The 15,832-nt window shown below is 71.1% G+C and carries 18 protein-coding genes; 8 read left to right on the top strand and 10 right to left on the bottom strand.

The genetic code is table 11. The features are described 5' to 3' along the window. Positions 1-134: 134 nt before the first annotated feature. Both ACFWGJ_RS09355 and ACFWGJ_RS09350 read right to left on the bottom strand, forming a co-directional pair. Positions 135-1,133 (bottom strand): anion permease, encoded by a 999-nt coding sequence (locus tag ACFWGJ_RS09355; RefSeq protein ID WP_387322107.1) that lies wholly within the window; start codon positions 1,131-1,133, stop codon positions 135-137. A gap of 7 nt (positions 1,134-1,140) precedes the next feature. Beyond that, entirely contained in the window at positions 1,141-1,761 is a 621-nt protein-coding gene (locus ACFWGJ_RS09350; protein ID WP_107015224.1) for a DUF47 domain-containing protein, read from the bottom strand. A 203-nt stretch (positions 1,762-1,964) separates the two neighbouring features. Between ACFWGJ_RS09350 and ACFWGJ_RS09345 the strand changes: the two genes are divergently transcribed. Continuing rightward, a complete protein-coding gene (locus ACFWGJ_RS09345) occupies positions 1,965-2,342 on the top strand; it encodes a metal-sensitive transcriptional regulator (RefSeq protein ID WP_381834114.1) in 378 nt (125 codons plus the stop codon). 277 nt (positions 2,343-2,619) lie between these two features. Here the strand turns inward: ACFWGJ_RS09345 and ACFWGJ_RS09340 are convergent, their stop codons facing one another. Together ACFWGJ_RS09340 and ACFWGJ_RS09335 are read right to left on the bottom strand one after the other, a co-directional pair. Continuing rightward, complete coding sequence (locus tag ACFWGJ_RS09340) at positions 2,620-2,814, bottom strand: hypothetical protein (RefSeq protein WP_387322103.1); 195 nt, start codon at positions 2,812-2,814, stop codon at positions 2,620-2,622. 100 nt (positions 2,815-2,914) lie between these two features. Then, entirely contained in the window at positions 2,915-3,766 is an 852-nt protein-coding gene (locus ACFWGJ_RS09335; protein ID WP_387322101.1) for a hypothetical protein, read from the bottom strand. A gap of 131 nt (positions 3,767-3,897) precedes the next feature. Here ACFWGJ_RS09335 and ACFWGJ_RS09330 point away from each other — a divergent pair, with 131 nt between their 5' ends. After that, positions 3,898-4,062: a hypothetical protein gene (locus tag ACFWGJ_RS09330; protein ID WP_387322114.1), complete on the top strand. Its 165-nt coding sequence runs from the start codon at positions 3,898-3,900 to the stop codon at positions 4,060-4,062. A 124-nt stretch (positions 4,063-4,186) separates the two neighbouring features. Here ACFWGJ_RS09330 and ACFWGJ_RS09325 read toward each other — a convergent pair whose 3' ends face one another. The 6 genes from ACFWGJ_RS09325 to ACFWGJ_RS09300 all read right to left on the bottom strand — a co-directional run bounded on the left by ACFWGJ_RS09325 (position 4,187) and on the right by ACFWGJ_RS09300 (position 10,867). Beyond that, complete coding sequence (locus tag ACFWGJ_RS09325; protein WP_387322099.1) at positions 4,187-4,600, bottom strand: NUDIX hydrolase; 414 nt, start codon at positions 4,598-4,600, stop codon at positions 4,187-4,189. Positions 4,601-4,669: 69 nt separating this feature from the next. Continuing rightward, positions 4,670-5,755, bottom strand: coding sequence for a CHAD domain-containing protein (locus ACFWGJ_RS09320; RefSeq protein ID WP_387322096.1), 1,086 nt, complete (start codon positions 5,753-5,755; stop codon positions 4,670-4,672). Further along, positions 5,736-7,967: an RNA degradosome polyphosphate kinase gene (locus ACFWGJ_RS09315; RefSeq protein WP_381832583.1), complete on the bottom strand. Its 2,232-nt coding sequence runs from the start codon at positions 7,965-7,967 to the stop codon at positions 5,736-5,738. Before ACFWGJ_RS09315 ends, ACFWGJ_RS09320 begins: the two co-directional genes overlap by 20 nt. 535 nt (positions 7,968-8,502) lie before the next feature. After that, on the bottom strand, positions 8,503-9,498 hold the full coding sequence (locus ACFWGJ_RS09310; RefSeq protein ID WP_381833421.1) for a hypothetical protein: 996 nt from the start codon (positions 9,496-9,498) through the stop codon (positions 8,503-8,505). Beyond that, positions 9,495-10,481, bottom strand: a complete 987-nt coding sequence (locus ACFWGJ_RS09305) for an ABC transporter ATP-binding protein (RefSeq protein ID WP_387322093.1) — start codon at positions 10,479-10,481, stop codon at positions 9,495-9,497. The genes ACFWGJ_RS09310 and ACFWGJ_RS09305 overlap by 4 nt, the downstream gene beginning before the upstream one ends. After that, a complete protein-coding gene (locus ACFWGJ_RS09300) occupies positions 10,478-10,867 on the bottom strand; it encodes a GntR family transcriptional regulator (RefSeq protein ID WP_387322091.1) in 390 nt (129 codons plus the stop codon). The genes ACFWGJ_RS09305 and ACFWGJ_RS09300 overlap by 4 nt, the downstream gene beginning before the upstream one ends. Positions 10,868-11,023: 156 nt before the next feature. Here ACFWGJ_RS09300 and ACFWGJ_RS09295 point away from each other — a divergent pair, with 156 nt between their 5' ends. The 6 genes from ACFWGJ_RS09295 (at position 11,024) to ACFWGJ_RS09270 (ending at position 15,804) form a co-directional block, all read left to right on the top strand. Beyond that, positions 11,024-11,566 carry an RNA polymerase sigma factor gene (locus ACFWGJ_RS09295; RefSeq protein WP_189771615.1) on the top strand — a complete coding sequence of 181 codons (543 nt, stop codon included), beginning with the start codon at positions 11,024-11,026 and terminating at the stop codon, positions 11,564-11,566. 38 nt (positions 11,567-11,604) lie between these two features. Beyond that, complete coding sequence (locus ACFWGJ_RS09290; protein ID WP_387322112.1) at positions 11,605-12,474, top strand: zf-HC2 domain-containing protein; 870 nt, start codon at positions 11,605-11,607, stop codon at positions 12,472-12,474. Beyond that, positions 12,474-12,641: a hypothetical protein gene (locus tag ACFWGJ_RS09285; RefSeq protein ID WP_387322089.1), complete on the top strand. Its 168-nt coding sequence runs from the start codon at positions 12,474-12,476 to the stop codon at positions 12,639-12,641. The genes ACFWGJ_RS09290 and ACFWGJ_RS09285 overlap by 1 nt, the downstream gene beginning before the upstream one ends. 69 nt (positions 12,642-12,710) lie before the next feature. Beyond that, entirely contained in the window at positions 12,711-13,613 is a 903-nt protein-coding gene (locus ACFWGJ_RS09280) for an ABC transporter ATP-binding protein (protein ID WP_387322087.1), read from the top strand. Next, a complete protein-coding gene (locus ACFWGJ_RS09275; protein ID WP_387322085.1) occupies positions 13,610-15,136 on the top strand; it encodes an ABC transporter permease in 1,527 nt (508 codons plus the stop codon). The genes ACFWGJ_RS09280 and ACFWGJ_RS09275 overlap by 4 nt, the downstream gene beginning before the upstream one ends. Positions 15,137-15,141: 5 nt before the next feature. Then, positions 15,142-15,804 (top strand): ABC transporter, encoded by a 663-nt coding sequence (locus ACFWGJ_RS09270; RefSeq protein ID WP_387322083.1) that lies wholly within the window; start codon positions 15,142-15,144, stop codon positions 15,802-15,804. The last annotated feature ends 28 nt before the right edge of the window (positions 15,805-15,832 follow it).

Raw genomic sequence — 15,832 nt, 5'->3', positions numbered from 1 at the left:
TTCGCGGACCGTCCGCGAATCTCCAGCCCGTCCGGCGTTTGAGGACGAGCGCGAAGCGCGATCAAGGGGGGCGAGGGGGCGCAGCCCCCATGCAGTGACGGGAAGGGTAGGGGCGGCGGGGGCGAAAAAAGGGGTTACAGGAACAGCACGTTCACGAGCCAGAAGCTCGTTGCCGCTACCAGCGCCGCCGCCGGCATCGTGATGAACCAGCCCAGGATGATGTTCTTGGCGACACCCCACCGCACCGCGTTCACCCGCTTCGTGGCCCCCACACCCATGATCGCCGAAGTGATGACATGAGTCGTCGAGATCGGCGCGTGGAAGATGAACGCCGTCGTGAACATCAGCGACGCACCCGTGGTCTCCGCCGCGAACCCCTGCGGAGGATCCAGCTCGATGATCTTCCGCCCGAGCGTACGCATGATGCGCCACCCACCGGCGTACGTACCCAGCGACAGCATCACCGCGCACGCGATCTTGACCCAGACCGGAATCGGGTCGCCCGCCTCCTCGACGTCCGAGATGACCAGGGCCATCACCACGATGCCCATCGTCTTCTGGGCGTCCTGGAGGCCGTGCCCCAGCGCCATACCGGCCGCCGACACGGTCTGCGCGATACGGAAACCGCGCTTGGCCTTGTGCGGGTTGGAGCGGCGGAAGAGCCACATGATCGCGCACATCACCAGATAGCCGGCGACCAGGCCGACGATCGGGGAGACGAACATCGGGATGACGACCTTCTCCAGGACGCCGGACCAGATGACATCGATGCCGCCGGCGAGCGCCGCGCCCACCATGCCGCCGAACAGCGCGTGGGAGGAGGAGGACGGCAGGCCGAAGTACCAGGTGACGAGGTTCCACACGATCGCGCCCACCAGCGCGGCGAACAGGATCCACATGCCCCTGTTGCCGTGCGGTGTCTCGATCAGGCCCTCGCTGACGGTCTTGGCGACCCCGCTGCCCAGGAAGGCACCGGCGAGGTTCATGACGGCGGCCATCGCGAGTGCCGCACGCGGCGTCAGCGCGCGCGTCGACACGGAGGTGGCGATGGCGTTCGCGGAGTCGTGGAAGCCGTTGGTGTAGGTGAATCCGAGCGCGACACCGATGGTCACGATCAAGGCGAAGGTGTCCATGAAGGGGTCAGGACTCCTTGACCGCGATGGTCTCCACCGTGTTGGCCACGTGTTCGAACGCGTCGGCGGCCTCTTCGAGGACGTCCACGATCTGCTTGAGCTTCAGCACCTCGATGGCCTCGTACTTGCCGTTGAAGAGCATGGCCAGCAGCTTGCGGTGGATCTGGTCGGCCTGGTTCTCCAGACGGTTGACCTCGATCCAGTACTCGGTGAGGTTGTCCATGGTGCGCAGGTTGGGCATGGCCTCGGCGGTCAGCTCCGCCGCCCGGGCCAGTACCTCGATCTGCTGCTCGACGCCCTTGGGCAGTTCCTCCACGTTGTAGAGGACGACCAGGTCGACGGCCTCCTCCATGAAGTCCATGATGTCGTCGAGGGACGAGGCGAGGTTGTAGATGTCCTCGCGGTCGAACGGCGTGATGAACGAGGAGTTCAGCTGGTGGAAGATCGCGTGCGTTGCGTCGTCACCGGCGTGTTCCGCGGCCCGCATACGCTCTGCGATCTCGGCTCGGCCGGACGAGTCCGCCCCGAGCAGTTCCATCAGGAGCTTGGAGCCCGTGACGATGTTGTCCGCGGAAGCGGCGAACATGTCGTAGAAGCTCGTCTCCCTGGGGGTCAGACGAAATCGCACGTGGGGTCCTCGGATTGCTTCGGTGTCGGTCAGGCTGATGCTAGGCGCATCATCCGGCCACGGCTAACCGGCCGCCCCCCAGTGTCGCCCATCGGGCACAGTGATCAGCACGGGGTCCCGTGAGGGCGTCTGGCAAGGGCCCTATACCCAGCAAAGTTCGTTACGATATACCCGGTAGGGGTATCAGTCAGCAGGAGGACGCGATGACGACCACCGAGGCCGGCGCGACGGCGCCCTCCGGGGAGACCGGTGCGGCGGGAGCCGGCGCCGCGGAGATCGTGACCGACCACGATCGCGGGATCCACGGCTACCACAAGCAGAAGGACGAGCACCTCAAGCGACTGCGGCGGATCGAGGGGCAGGTGCGGGGGCTGCAGCGGATGGTCGACGAGGACGTCTACTGCATCGACATACTCACGCAGGTCTCCGCCTCCACGAAGGCGTTGCAGTCGTTCGCGCTGCAGCTTCTGGAGGAGCATCTGCGGCACTGTGTCGCTGACGCGGCGGTCAAGGGGGGTGCCGAGATCGACGCGAAGGTGGAGGAGGCTACGAAGGCTATTGCTCGGCTGTTGCGTACGTGAGCCCTGGCCGGAGCCCTGGCCGGGCGGGGGGCCGGAAATGATGCGCTGGCCCTCGCGGGCCTGATGTTGAAGGCCGCGCCGTTCGCCGTGCCCCTCAAGACGAAAAGATTGCGCCGTTCCCCGCGCCCCTGGAGGGCAGCGCCGCTGAACTGATCGGCCGTGGGGATCCGCGGGTGCGTCGTGGCTGGTCGCGCAGTTCCCCGCGCCCCTGAAAGGCGAAAAGATTGCGCCGTTCCCCGCGCCCCTGAGGGGGCGCCCCTGAGTGGGGCGGGGCTGGTCAGGTGGTGGGGTCTTCTGTTCTTTGGTGGGGGAAGCGTTCTTCGGCCACCTTGAGGACCTCGTCGATCTCGTCCGGGCTGAGGCGGTCCTCTCGGGCGGCCGAGGCCGCGATGATCAGGTCGCCGCACAGCTCGATCTCGGCCAGGGCCACGTGGTCCTGAACTGCCGTACCGCGCGCCGGAGCCACGTGCATCACCTCTTCCTGCCGTTACCGACTTCCTAGAGTAGGGAGCGGTCCACGGACAGCGCATGGCACCAACGGACCATTTCCGGCCCCGCCCACCACCCTTCGCTCACTCCGCGATCCGCCCGGCGAAGATGTCCTTCGTCCTCGGCAGACGTACGTCGACCGCGGCCCCGAAGTCGTACAGCAGCGTCGTGGAGGACACCGCCACCGTGTCCTTCTGCTGCCCGTTCACGAAGCTGAACCGGTGGCGGACCTTGCGGATGCGCCCCTGTTCGTCGAGGTAGACGTCGAAGGGGACCGTCGCCGTGGCGAAGCCTTTCGCCGCCGCCCGCAGCGCCGCCCGCAGCGCCTCCCGGTTGCCCGCCGAGGCGTCGCGCGCGGCCACCGTGAGGTCGGCGGTACCCCGGTAGTGCCGTACGGCCGTGCCCGCGACCGACGTCCGGCCCATGTACGTCGCCCTGCGCGCGCCCCGCAGCAGTTCCGCGGCGGCGAACGGATCGGTCGCACCGCCCGTGACGAGGTTCCCGTCGGAGAGCGTGGCCGTGTCGACGCGGACCCACTTGTCGGTGGGCACGCCCGCGCCGCGGTTCTTCATGTAGAGCGCGCCCGGTGCGAGCAGCTCGGTGATGGGGCGGTGCCCTTCGGCGCCGGCCGGGTCCTGCGGGAGGAGTACCTTCAGCCGGCCCACCTGGTCCGCGAAGTCGTAGACGCCCTCGCCGCGGATGGTCACGCGGGTGCCGCCGGTCGCCATCTCCATGGACGTACGCGCCTTGGACGTACCGGCGCGGACGAGGTTCCCGGCGGCTCCGTGGAGCACCTCGACGGGGTCCTCGGCGGTCCGGGCGTCGTCGGAGGCGGTCCCGCCGCCGGAGCATCCGGTGGCGCAGAGCAGTAGCCCCGTCGCCGCGGCGGCCAGGGCGACCGCCCCGTCCGTTCGTTTTCGCTGCCGCTCCACCATCGCCTGCTACCCCCAGCCGGGACGTCCTTGGGCGGGCCTCGTGTCGTTCCGCTTAACGACCGGTGGGAGGTGTTGTCACGCGGGCGCCGCGCATGGGGAAGCGTTTACCCGGCATCGGTACGGTGGGGCGCGTGGCGCAGCAGGAAGAGATCACTCCCCTGGAACACCGGACGACGACGGTCGAGCAGGGCCCCTTCTGCCTGGCCCGATGCACCTGCGGCTGGCGAGGCCCGGCAAGAAGAGCCAGAAGCCTGGCCCGCACGGACGCCCAGAACCACACGGCCGACGCCGGCTGAGACCGGCCCTTTCAAGGGCGCGGGGAGCGGCGCAGTCTTGTGCCTTCAGGGGCGCGGGGAACTGCGCGGCCAGCCACGACGCAGCCGCACCCGAATACGCGCCGGCCTCACGCAGTGCGCAGTGCTACACGCGCCGCAGAACCGCCAACAGCTCATCCACCAGCTCCCGGTCCCGCGCCTGCGTGACCCGCCCCCGCGCCGCGTCAGGCGAGAGCCACAGCACACGATCCACCTCACGGTTGGCCACGAACGCACCCCCCGTCTCCTCCGCGGCCCAGTAACTGACCTGCTTGGGCCGGTCGTTCGCCACATAGTGGAGGGTCGTCAGCCGCGGCCCCGGCGCACACCGGTGCCCGGTCTCCTCCTCGACCTCGCGCAGCGCCGCCGCGAGCGTGTCCTCGCCGGACTTCAGCTTGCCCTTGGGGTGCGACCAGTCGTCGTACTTCGGCCGGTGCACCAGGCAGATCTGCAGTGCGCCGTCGGCCGGTGAGCGGCGCCACAGGACGCAGCCCGCCGCGAGCACCGGGTCTTTGTCCACGAGTACGGGGTTTCCGTCCGAGTGCACTGGGCCTCCGATCGCGAGTAGCGGTGTCCGTCGGTCACACCGTCAGGGGGTGCCGACCGTCTCCCTCATCCAGGCCCGCTGAAACGTGAACCTGGCCGCTTCCACTTCGTGCCGCTGGTCGGCGTGGAGCACACCCAGCGCGTACGCCGTCGCCGGTGCGATCCGCGGGGTGCGGGCCGCCGAGGCCGCCGCCGCGGCGGCCTCGGCCGCGTCGCGGTGCCGGTCCAGGGCCTTGCCCGCGTTCAGCAGGCGGACGTCCAGGATGACGTCGTCGCCGAACAGGACCTCGCGCGCGTAGCGGTGCAGGCGCAGCAGGAGGCGTACCTGGTGCCAGGGGGCGTCCTGGGGCTGCGGGGCCGTGTCGGCGGTGAGGCCGTGCACGAGGGCCTCCGAGTTGTAGGGGTGGCCCGCGGTGACCAGGGGCAGTGCGGTGACGGCGTCACAGAGGCGGTCCTCGGCGGCGGCGGCCAGCGACTTGAGCCCGGCGGACGCCGTGCCGGCCGTCGCGCTCGCCGTCGTCGCGGCGGGGGTCAGCGGGACCTCGCTGGCCAGTACGGCGACGTTGTCGGCGACGGCGTGGAAGCGGCTGGAGCCCAGGGCCTGGAGCGCGGCCGAATGCGCGCGGGTGCGGGCGAGGGTCAGCTGGCGTTCCAGGAGGGCGCCGGCCTTGGCCGCGCCGACGGTCAGCTGCCCCTTCTCCTGCCGTACGTCGGAGGTGGCCTGCGCGGGGAACGCCGCCGATCCGGACAGCCGGTGCAGGGCCGCGAGCAGCCGTTCCTGGCGTGACCCGTACGCGTGCTCGCGGGCCAAGGTCCCTGAGAGCCAGGCCAGTTCGGGGCGCATGGTCTCCGACCAGCCCTCGTCGAGCAGGGGCCGGAAGGTGTGCAGGGTGCCGCTGATGCGGCGGGCCGAGCGGCGCAGGGCGCGCGCCGCGTCCACGGCCTCCTTCGAGCCGTTCTCCCCCACGCCCGACTGCGCGCGCGCGGCGGGACCCCCGCCTGCCGCGCCACCGGTCTCCCGGTGCTGGCGCAGCGCGCGGAGGAACTCCGTGGCCTGGGCCCGCAGGTATGCCGCGAGGGCGTCCCCGGCCACGGGTCCGGCCGTCGGGTCAAGGTGTTGCTGTGCCACGCCGGCGCCTCCGGGCGTCTATGAGCATCTCCTGGACGTTGCGCAGGGGCTGGCCCTCGGCGTCGGTCGCGTGCCGGGTCCATTCGCCGTCGGGGCCGAGGTGCCAGGAGGAAGTGGTGTCGGACATACCGGTCTCGAACAGCCGGTTGAGGGCCGACCGGTGGGCCGGGTCGGTGATCCTCACCAGTGCTTCGATACGCCGGTCGAGGTTGCGGTGCATCATGTCGGCGCTGCCTATCCACACCTCCGGCTCGCCGCCGTTGCCGAAGCCGAACACCCGGGAGTGTTCGAGGAAGCGGCCGAGGACGGACCGTACGCGGATGTTCTCGGACAGGCCCGTGACTCCGGGCCGTACCGCGCAGATCCCGCGGACCCAGACGTCGACCGGCACGCCGGCCTGGGAGGCGCGGTAGAGCGAGTCGATGAGCGCCTCGTCCACCATCGAGTTGACCTTGATGCGGACATGGGCGGGGCGTCCGGCACGGTGGTGCTGGACCTCCTTGTTGACCCGCGCTATCAGGCCGTCGCGCAGGGATTTGGGCGCGACGAGCAGACGGCGGTAGGTCTCGCGGCGGGAGTAGCCGGAGAGCCGGTTGAAGAGGTCGGAGAGGTCCGCGCCCACCTGTGGGTCGGCGGTCAGGAGCCCCAGGTCCTCGTACAGGCGGGCGGTCTTGGGGTGGTAGTTGCCCGTGCCGACGTGGCTGTAGCGGCGCAGGGTGTCGCCCTCCTGGCGGACCACGAGCGACAGCTTGCAGTGGGTCTTGAGGCCGACGAGGCCGTAGACCACGTGGCAGCCCGACTCCTCCAGTTTGCGGGCCCACTTGATGTTGGCCTGCTCGTCGAAGCGTGCCTTGATCTCGACGAGGACGAGGACCTGCTTACCGGACTCGGCGGCGTCGATGAGGGCGTCCACGATGGGGGAGTCGCCCGAGGTGCGGTACAGCGTCTGCTTGATGGCCAGCACGTCCGGGTCCGTCGCCGCCTGCTCCAGGAACGCCTGGACGGAGGTGGAGAACGAGTCGTACGGGTGGTGCAGCAGGACGTCGCGTTCACGCAGGGCCGCGAAGATGTCGGGCGGGGACGCCGACTCGACCTCCGCGAGGTCGCGGTGGGTGCCCGCGATGAACTTCGGGAACTTCAGCTCGGGCCGGTCGAGGGCGCCGATGCCGAAGAGTCCGGTGAGGTCCAGGGGGCCGGGGAGCGGATAGACCTCCGCCTCGGAGATCTTCAACTCCCGTACCAGCAGGTCCAGTACGTACCGGTCGATGGACTCCTCGACCTCAAGGCGCACCGGAGGGCCGAAGCGGCGCCGCATGAGTTCCTTCTCCAGGGCCTGCAGGAGGTTCTCGGCGTCGTCCTCCTCGACCTCCAGGTCCTCGTTCCTGGTGAGCCGGAACGTGTGGTGCTCCAGGACCTCCATGCCCGGGAACAGCTCCTCCAGATGGGCCGCGATGACGTCCTCGATGGGGACGAAGCGGTTCGGGGAGGCCTCCAGGAAGCGGGAGAGCAGCGGCGGCACCTTCACACGCGCGAAGTGCCGGTGCCCGGAGACCGGGTTGCGCACGACGACCGCGAGGTTCAGGGACAGACCCGAGATGTACGGGAAGGGGTGCGCCGGGTCGACCGCGAGGGGGGTCAGGACCGGGAAGATCTGGTGGCGGAAGAGCGTAAAGAGGCGCGCCTGTTCCTTCTCGGACAGCTCGCTCCAGCGGACGAGGTGGATGCCCTCCTCCGCGAGCTGCGGCGCCACGTCCTCCTGGTAGCAGGCGGCGTGCCGGGCCATGAGTTCGCGTGAGCGGGCCCAGATCATCTCCAGCACCTCGCGGGGCTGCAGGCCCGAGGCCGAGCGGGTGGCCACGCCGGTGGCGATGCGCCGCTTCAGACCGGCCACCCGGACCATGAAGAACTCGTCCAGGTTGCTCGCGAAGATCGCCAGGAATTTCGCCCGTTCGAGGAGGGGCGTGTTCGGGTCCTCGGCGAGTTCGAGGACCCGCTCGTTGAACGCGAGCCAACTGCGCTCCCGGTCGAGGAAGCGGCCCTGCGGGAGCTGGACACCGTCCTGCACCAGATCCTCGTACTCGTCGAGGTCGGCGTCGAGGTCGGGCTCCAGGTCGGAGACGTTCGCCGCCACGGTGTGCGGGCGGTGCGCGGCTATGGAACCGACGGACGGCTGCGGGTGCTGGACCTGCGCCTGTGCATTGGGCTGGCTCATGAACCCATTCTTCCGTGCCGGGCCGGAAACAGGCGCGTCGGAGAGAGCGGGCGGAAGCGCCGCGAGGAGGTGCGGGCTTCCGTTCCTCCTCTTCTGGGAGGGCTCGCGCTCCGGCGGAGGCGAGGGCTCGGGCGGACCGGGGTTCATTGCCCGAGGGTCGCAAGCCTGTCTGAATCACTGGTTACGGCGACATGACGTGCGGGATATCGGGGGGAGACCCCCCGACGTCTACATGACTGCCCCGCACGTACGCCCGCCCCCAAGGGCAGACCCAACGCCCTCCCCAGGGCCGCGGGCAACGGCGCGGTCTTTGCCTTCGGGGCCGCGGGCAACGGCGCAGTCTTTGGCTTTCAGGGGCGCGGGCAACGGCGCAGTCTTTGGCTTTCAGGGGCGCGGGCAACGGCGCAGTCTTTGGCTTCTAGGGGCGCGGGGAACGGCGCAATCTTTTAGGGGCGCGGGGAACGGCGCGACCAGCCACATCGGACCCGCACCCGAACACGCACCCACACCCCCCACCCCCGCCCCCACCCGCTCCTCACCCCGTCCGACGCCGCAGCAGCACGAACGCCGCGCCGACGGCGAGCGCGGCGACGCCGAGAACGATCCCGGTCTCAGCGAGTTGCAGGGGCCAGAAATGGGACCGAGGGTGAAAGGTGACCCACACGTCGGCGAGGTCACTGTGGGCCAGACAGCTCCGCAGACCCGCCACGCTGCCGTCGGCTTCGGTGCAGGCCATGTTGTTGCCGATGCGGACGCCGTCGTCGGTGATCACACCGCGGTCGAGCTGGAGGGCCTTGTCCGGCAGGCGCAGCGCCGCGGCGCCGAACACCGTGACCGTGGGCCACATGCTGGGCCGGTACTGATCACCCAGATGGGTGATGGCGAACATGACGGCGACGGCGACGCCCAGGGCGGGCAGCGTACGCCGGGTCACCAGTCCCGCGAGGACGCCGACGGCCAGGCCGCACAGGGCGTACGCGACGGTGGTGGTGCCGTTGGAGCGGAAGCCGTACGCGTCGTACCAGTCCGTCCACAGCAGGTCCTCGCCGCCGTTCCACATCAGGCGGTGCAGGACGACCAGCAGGGCGGTGCCCGCGGTGACGAACAGCGCGGGGACGGCGAGTTTCGCGGCGAGCCAGCGGGCCGGGGAGACGGACTGGGTCCAGGCGAGGTGCGCGGTGCCGTTCTCCAGTTCGCGGGCGACGAGGGCCGCGCCCGCCCAGGCGGCGACGAGGAGGGGCAGGAAGGAGACGACGAGGGTGGTGGAGGCCACGGCCGTGCTGTACCGGTTCAGCCAGGGGCCGCTGGGGAAGTGACAGGCCTCGACGTCCGTTCGGCACTGGTCCTGGACGTCCGCGGAGGCGCTCGCGTGGCCCGGCCCGTACGCCCACAGCATCGTCGCCGCGAGGGCCACCACCAGCAGCAGCCAGAACCACAGCGCCGAGCGGTGCAGCCGTACGAGGGAGCGCGCGAGCCCGAGAGCGACCCCGGGGGCGGGGGCGGGACGCCTGAAGGCGAGAGGAGTCGTCATGGGCGCGCGTTCTCCTCGGTGATCAGGTCCGGTGCCCCGGGGTTGCGCAGATGGGCCAGGAGCAGCTCCTCCAGGGAGGGCGTGGCGGTCTCCCAGCCGTCGGTGGGCGCGCTGTCCGGGCCGTCGGTGCGTATCAGCGCGGTGAGCTGGCGCCCCGTACCGTGCGACTCGACGACGGTGTGGCCCGAGAGGTCGCGTGCGGGGCCGGTCAGCAGGGTGTGTGCGGCGAGCAGCCGTTCGGGGTCGCCGCCGAGCCTGATGCGGCCGCCGCCCATGAGGAACAGGTGGTCGCAGACGCCCTCCAGTTCGGCGACGACGTGCGAGGACATCACGATGGTCGTGCCGTGCTCGGCGGCCTCGCCCAGCAGGGCTCCGAGGAGTTCGCGCCGGGCCAGCGGGTCGAGGTCGGCCATCGGCTCGTCCAGCAGCATCAGTTCGGGCCGTTTGCCGAAGGCCAGGGCGAGGGCGACCCGGGTGCGCTGCCCGCCGGAGAGCGAGCGGATCCTGTCGCCGGGGTGCAGACCGCCCTCGCGGACCACGTCCGGCGCCGGGCCCGCAGCCGCCTTCCCGTGCGTGTCCCCGTACGTATCCCCGTGCGTGTCCGCGTACTCCGGCCCGTACGCGATCCGTTCGGCGCTCTTCCGGTCCCAGCGGGCGGGGTTCAGTTCGGCGCCGAGGCGGAGGGTGGCGGCGACCGTGAGCTGGGGCGGCAGCGGCTTGGCCTGGGCGACGTAGGCGAAACGTTCACGCGCGCGGGCGGGAGTGGTGCCGAGGACCTTCAGCGTGCCCTCGGTGGGGCGGATCAGGCCCGCGGCCAGCGCGAGGAGGGTCGACTTGCCCGTGCCGTTGGGCCCGACGAGGGCGCAGATCCGGCCCGCGGGCAGACGGAACGAGCAGTCCCGCAGTACGGGTCCCCACCTGCGCCGGTACCGCTTGCCCAGCCCGGCCGCTTCGAGCGCGGTCCCTTCACCGTCCCTGTTCATCGCTCCCCCTCAGGGCACTTCTCGTCCAGTACGGAGGTGAAGAGCGCGGAGATGTCCTCGCGCTCCAGGCCTTGCTTGCGCGCCTCGTCCAGCCAGGCCGTCAGCTTCGAGCGCAGGGCGGTGTGGTCGGCGGGTGCGGAGCCCAGGGAGCGCCGCACGAAGGTGCCGAGGCCGCGTCTGGCCTCGACCAGACCCTCGCGTTCCAGCTCGCGGTAGGCCTTGAGGACGGTGTTCGGATTGATCGCGGTGGCCTCCACGACCTCGCGGGCCGTGGGGAGCCTGTCGCCCGGTTCGAGGACGCCCAGGCGCAGTGCCTGCTTCGTCTGCTGGACGATCTGGACGTAGGTGGCGACACCGCTGCGCCGGTCGATGCGGTACTCGACCACGCGGCCATCACCCTTTCACTAATTGAGTAGTGAAAGGGTGATGGCCGCGACGGGCGCCTGTCAAGGTGACGCGGCGGTTCCTAAGGTGAATGAGGGATTCCGGAAACTTCTCCCGGAGACGTGAACCGATCCGTGGGGCTCGTGCGATGAGGGGGTGTGAGGGAAACGAGAAGCGACGGGGATCTGCTGCGGGCCATCGCGGCGGACGGTGACCGGCGCGCCTTCGAAGAGCTGTACCGGCGGTATGCGCCATGGCTCGGAGCGAGGCTGCGCGGCCGCTGTTCCGACGCGGGGACGGTCGACGAGGTCGTGCAGGAGACGTTTCTCGCGGTCTGGCGCGGCAGTGCCCGCTACCGCGAGGAGGGCGACGTGGCCGGCTGGCTGTGGCGCATCGGCTCGCGGCGGCTCATCGACGCCCTGCGGGGCGACGGCGCCCGGGGCCGGATGCGGCAGGCGCTCGCGCGGCTGCGGCACCGCGAGGAGGTGTCGGCGGAGGAGCGCGTGCTCGCGGGGGTGGAGCACGGGGACCTCGCCGGCGCCCTGGTCCGGCTGTCACCGGAGCTGCGGTCGGTCCTGCAGGCCACGGTCATAGACGGGCTGACCACCCGCGAGGCGGCCGTCCTGCTCGGCATCCCGCCGGGGACGGTCAAGACACGGGCACTTCGGGCCCGCAAGCAGCTGCGGGAGGAGTTGGCATGAGCGACGGCGACACGGACGAGATGCGCGATCCGGGCGGAATGACCTGGCACGTCGCGGAGGACGACCTGCGGGCGTACGTACGGGGTGAGCTGGCGGCCCCGATGCTCTGGTCGGCCGATACGCACCTCATGGCCTGCGCGCACTGCCGGGCGGTCCTCGCCGACGTGAGCGACCCGGTCCCGCTGGACGAGGGATGGGAGCGGCTCGACGCCGAACTGGACGTGCCGCGACCGGGGTTCCTGGAGTCGCTGCTCGTCCGGGCCGGGGTGGCCGACCACACCGCGCGACTGCTGGCCGCGACGCCGGTACTGCGCCGATCGTGGCTGATCGCACTCGTCGCGGTGCTGTCCTTCACGGTGCTCGCGACCGGTTTCGCCGGGGCCCCCGACAGCCCGGCGCTGTTCCTCGCCCTCGCCCCGCTGCTGCCCCTCGCCGGGGTCGCGCTGTCGTACGGCCCGGTGCTCGACCCGACGTACGAGATGGCCGTGGTGTCGCCGATGCACGGGTTCCGGCTGCTGATGATCCGCACGGTGCCGGTGCTGGCCGCCGCACTCGCCCTGAACGGGCTGGCGACGCTCGCGCTTCCCTCGTACGGACTGCGCGCCCTGGCCTGGCTGCTGCCGGCGCTCGCGCTCACCTCGACCGGGCTCGCGCTGACACCCCGGCTGGGCCCGGTCCTCGCGCCGAGCCTGGTCGGCGGTACGTGGATCGCCGTGCTGCTGATCGCGCAGGGGACGACCTCCGAGGGGACTCTCGCGCCCTACACGCCTGCGGGGCAGAGCGTCGCCGCCGCGGTCGCCGTGCTCGCCGCCGGGCTGTTCTACCTCCGCCGCGACCGCTTCGACTCGACCTCCGCGCACACACCGTTCGCGGGCTTCACGGGCTACACGGACGGGGGTGCGGCGTGATGTCGGTCGCCTGGCGCAGGCGCTTCAAGCTGGTCGGAGCCGCACTGCTGATGATCGCTTCGGTCCTCTTGAAGCTGCTCTACTGCGCCGTCCTGGTCCTGCTGGCCTTCTCCTCCGGCAAGCGGAGCTCGTCCTCCTCCTCTTCCTCCGGCGGGGACGACGGATGAGGACCCTTCGCCGCCGCGCCCTCCCCCTCCTGCTTTCACTTGCTTCCACGGGATCCACTGGAGTCACGCATGTCTGACCTGTCCTCGGCACGTCCCTCGGTACCTCCTTCGGTGCCGACGGTGTCCGCCGCCGGGCTGACCCTCCGGTACGGCGGGACGGCCGCCCTCGACGACGTGTCCGTGCGGCTCGGCGAGGGAGTCACCGGGCTGCTCGGGCCCAACGGAGCCGGAAAGACCACCCTGTTGCGGGTCCTGGCCACGGCCGTGCCCCCGGACAAGGGAGCGTTCACGGTCCTCGGCAACGACCCGGCCACCTCGGCCGGCCGGCAGGAGGTGCGGCGCGCGCTCGGCTATCTGCCGCAGGCACCCGGTTTCCACCCGGACTTCTCCGCCTTCGAGTTCGTCGACTACGTGGCGATCCTCAAGGAGCTGACGGACCGCACCGCCCGGCACCGCGAGGTGCGGCGGGTCCTGGACGCCGTCGCGCTGTCCGACGTACGGAGCAAGCGGATCAAGAAGCTCTCCGGCGGGATGCGCCAGCGGGTCGCGCTGGCCGCCGCCCTCGTCGGCGACCCCGGTTTCCTGGTCCTCGACGAGCCGACAGTCGGCCTCGACCCCGAACAGCGGATGCGCTTCCGGGAGTTGATCGCCCGGGCGGGGGAGGGGCGGACCGTGCTGCTGTCCACCCACCAGACCGAGGACGTCGCGATGCTCTGCCACCGCGTGATCGTCATGGTCCGCGGCCGGGTCCGCTTCGAGGGCACCCCCGCCGAACTGACCGCACGGGCGGCCGGGCGGGTGTGGAGCAGCACCGCACGCGACCCGGGCGCCTGGGCCGGCTGGCGCACGGGCACCGGCTCCTTCCGCAACGTCGGCGAGCCCCCCGAGGGCGCCGACCTGCTCGAACCGACCCTGGAGGACGGCTACCTCCTCACCCTCGACGGGGAGTCCTCGGAGGTGACGGCCGCATGAGCACGGTCATGGAGACACCCGCACGCACCGCCGCGCCGACGCATCCGCCACGCTCCTGGGCGGCCGTGTTCGCCCTCGCCCGCTTCGAGGCGCGCGAGCTGCGGATGAACATCGCCGTCCTCGCCCTGGCGGTCCTGTACGTGGCCTGGATCGTCTGGCGGGCCACCCAGCGCGAGAACGACTTCCCGGTACTGCAGAACATCGATCGCGGCACACAGATGATGCCGGTGCTGATCGGGCTGGCCGTCATGCTCAACGTCAATCGCGCAATCCTGCGCTCCCGCCGACGCGACACCGACCGGCACTTCGACGTCCTGGTCGTCGAGCCCTGGCGGCGCACGATCGCCCATGTGCTGTCCGCCGTCCCGGCCGCCCTGTTCATCGCCGTGTGCGTGACCGCCCAGTTCACCTGGGCCGCGCTCAAGCCGGGCGCCGTCGGGCACGGTTCGCCCGCCGAGCTCGCCGTCGGCCCGCTGACGGTCCTGCTGTTCGGCGTCCTGGGCGCGCTCTTCGGCCGTCTGTTCCTCTCCATCTTCGCCGCGCCGATCCTCCTCGTCCTCCTGATCTTCGCGGAGATCTTCGTGGCGCCCCCGTCCGGGAGCGACTGGGCGAGCTGGCTGTACCCGGTGGTCTCCGAGGGCGGCTCCGACCCGTTCCCCTCCGACCTGCTGGAGCGCCCCGCCGCCTGGCACGCCCTGTATCTCATCGGGCTCGTCCTGTTCGTCACCCTGCTCGCGGTGCTGTTCAGCGGCGGCCGTTCGACAGCCGTCAAGGTGGCCCTCGCGGGATCCCTCGCCCTCACGCTGGTGGGCGTGGCCGGCCAGTCCGGCGGCACCCCGCCCGGGTCGACACCGGCCCGCGAGCGGGCGTCGGTCACTCCGGAGAAAGTCCGGAAGTGCGTCGAGCACGGGAAGTCCTCGTACTGCGCCTTCCCCGAGTGGACGGACCGCACCGCCGACTGGGCCGCCGTGGTCGACCGCGTCCAGAACCTCGCGGGCGGCAGGGCGGGTGCCGAGCGGCTGACCGTGAACCAGCGCGTCGAAGCCCGCTACGGACTGACGGCCGACACCGTGATCTCCCCGTCCACCGCACCCGGTCACGTGAGCGTCGGCACGGAGTGGGGCGGCAACCGCGTCCCCGAGTTCGCCGTCGCCGTCGCGTCGGTGCTGGTGGCGGGCGACGAGAAGGCGGGCACCGAGCTCTGCGACGCGCGCCTGGTGACGGTCATGTGGCTGGCACTGGGCGGCGATTCCGACCCGATGTCCTCGCTGAGCAACGTCCGCGTCGGCGACAGCGTCTCGGGCCCCGCGCTCGTCCTGTCGCCCACCGAGCCCTTCAGCATGAGCGCCGAACAGACACGCATCGTGGCGGAGTTGCTCAAGAAGCCGCGTTACGACGTCGCCGGCAAGGTGAAGGCCAAGTGGACGGAGCTGACCTCACCCAGGACGTCGCTGGCACGGGTGGCGGAACTGCTGAACGTGTCGGCCGAGGCGGCCTCGGACGGTGACGCGTGCGAGGAATGACGGCCATGACACGCGCTCTTCTCCCGCCCGTGTGGCGCACGCTGCCCCGCCGCGCGCTCGCGGCAGCCGCCGCGGTGGGGCTGCTGCTGGCCGGCATCCCGCGCCTGCAGTCCGGTCCTCCCGATCCGCGAGTCGGTCTCTACGCGCTGCGGGCCGCAGCCCTCGTCCTCGCCCTGGGGCTGGCGTTCCTGCTGGACGACCCGGCGCGGCACATCACCTCGACGGTCCCGGCCCGCCGCCCGGTGCGGGTCGCCCTGCGCGTGGCGTTGGTCGCCCCCTGGGCCGCGCTCACCTGGACGACGGCCCTGCTCCTCGTACCGGAGGAGTCCCGTCCTCCGGCCGGCGCCCTCACGCTGGAGGCGGCGGCCACGGCGGTAGTGGCCCTCGCCGCGGCGACCCTGTCCATACGCCACACCCGCACCTCGGAACCGGGAGCGGCGATATCGACGTGGCTGCTGGTGACGGGGGTGACGGCGGCCCTGCTGCTCCCCCACGACTGGACCCTGTTCGTCACCCCGGGGGACCCCCGCTGGCAACCCACGCACGACCACTGGGCTCTGTTGCTGACGGTGGCGGCGATAGTGGGGGCGAGGGCATGCGCGGAGCCGGTCCGAGCAGGACTGAGGCTGCGCCCCTTTCGGACGGCGCCCTCAAGGGGCGCCCTTTAGGGGCGCGGGGAACTGCGCGACAAGCCCC

This window comes from Streptomyces sp. NPDC060205 (assembly GCF_042728395.1).
Lineage (GTDB): Bacteria > Actinomycetota > Actinomycetes > Streptomycetales > Streptomycetaceae > Streptomyces.
The sequence above is the reverse complement of the archived record's forward strand: the minus strand, read 5'-3'. Positions and strand labels throughout refer to the sequence as shown.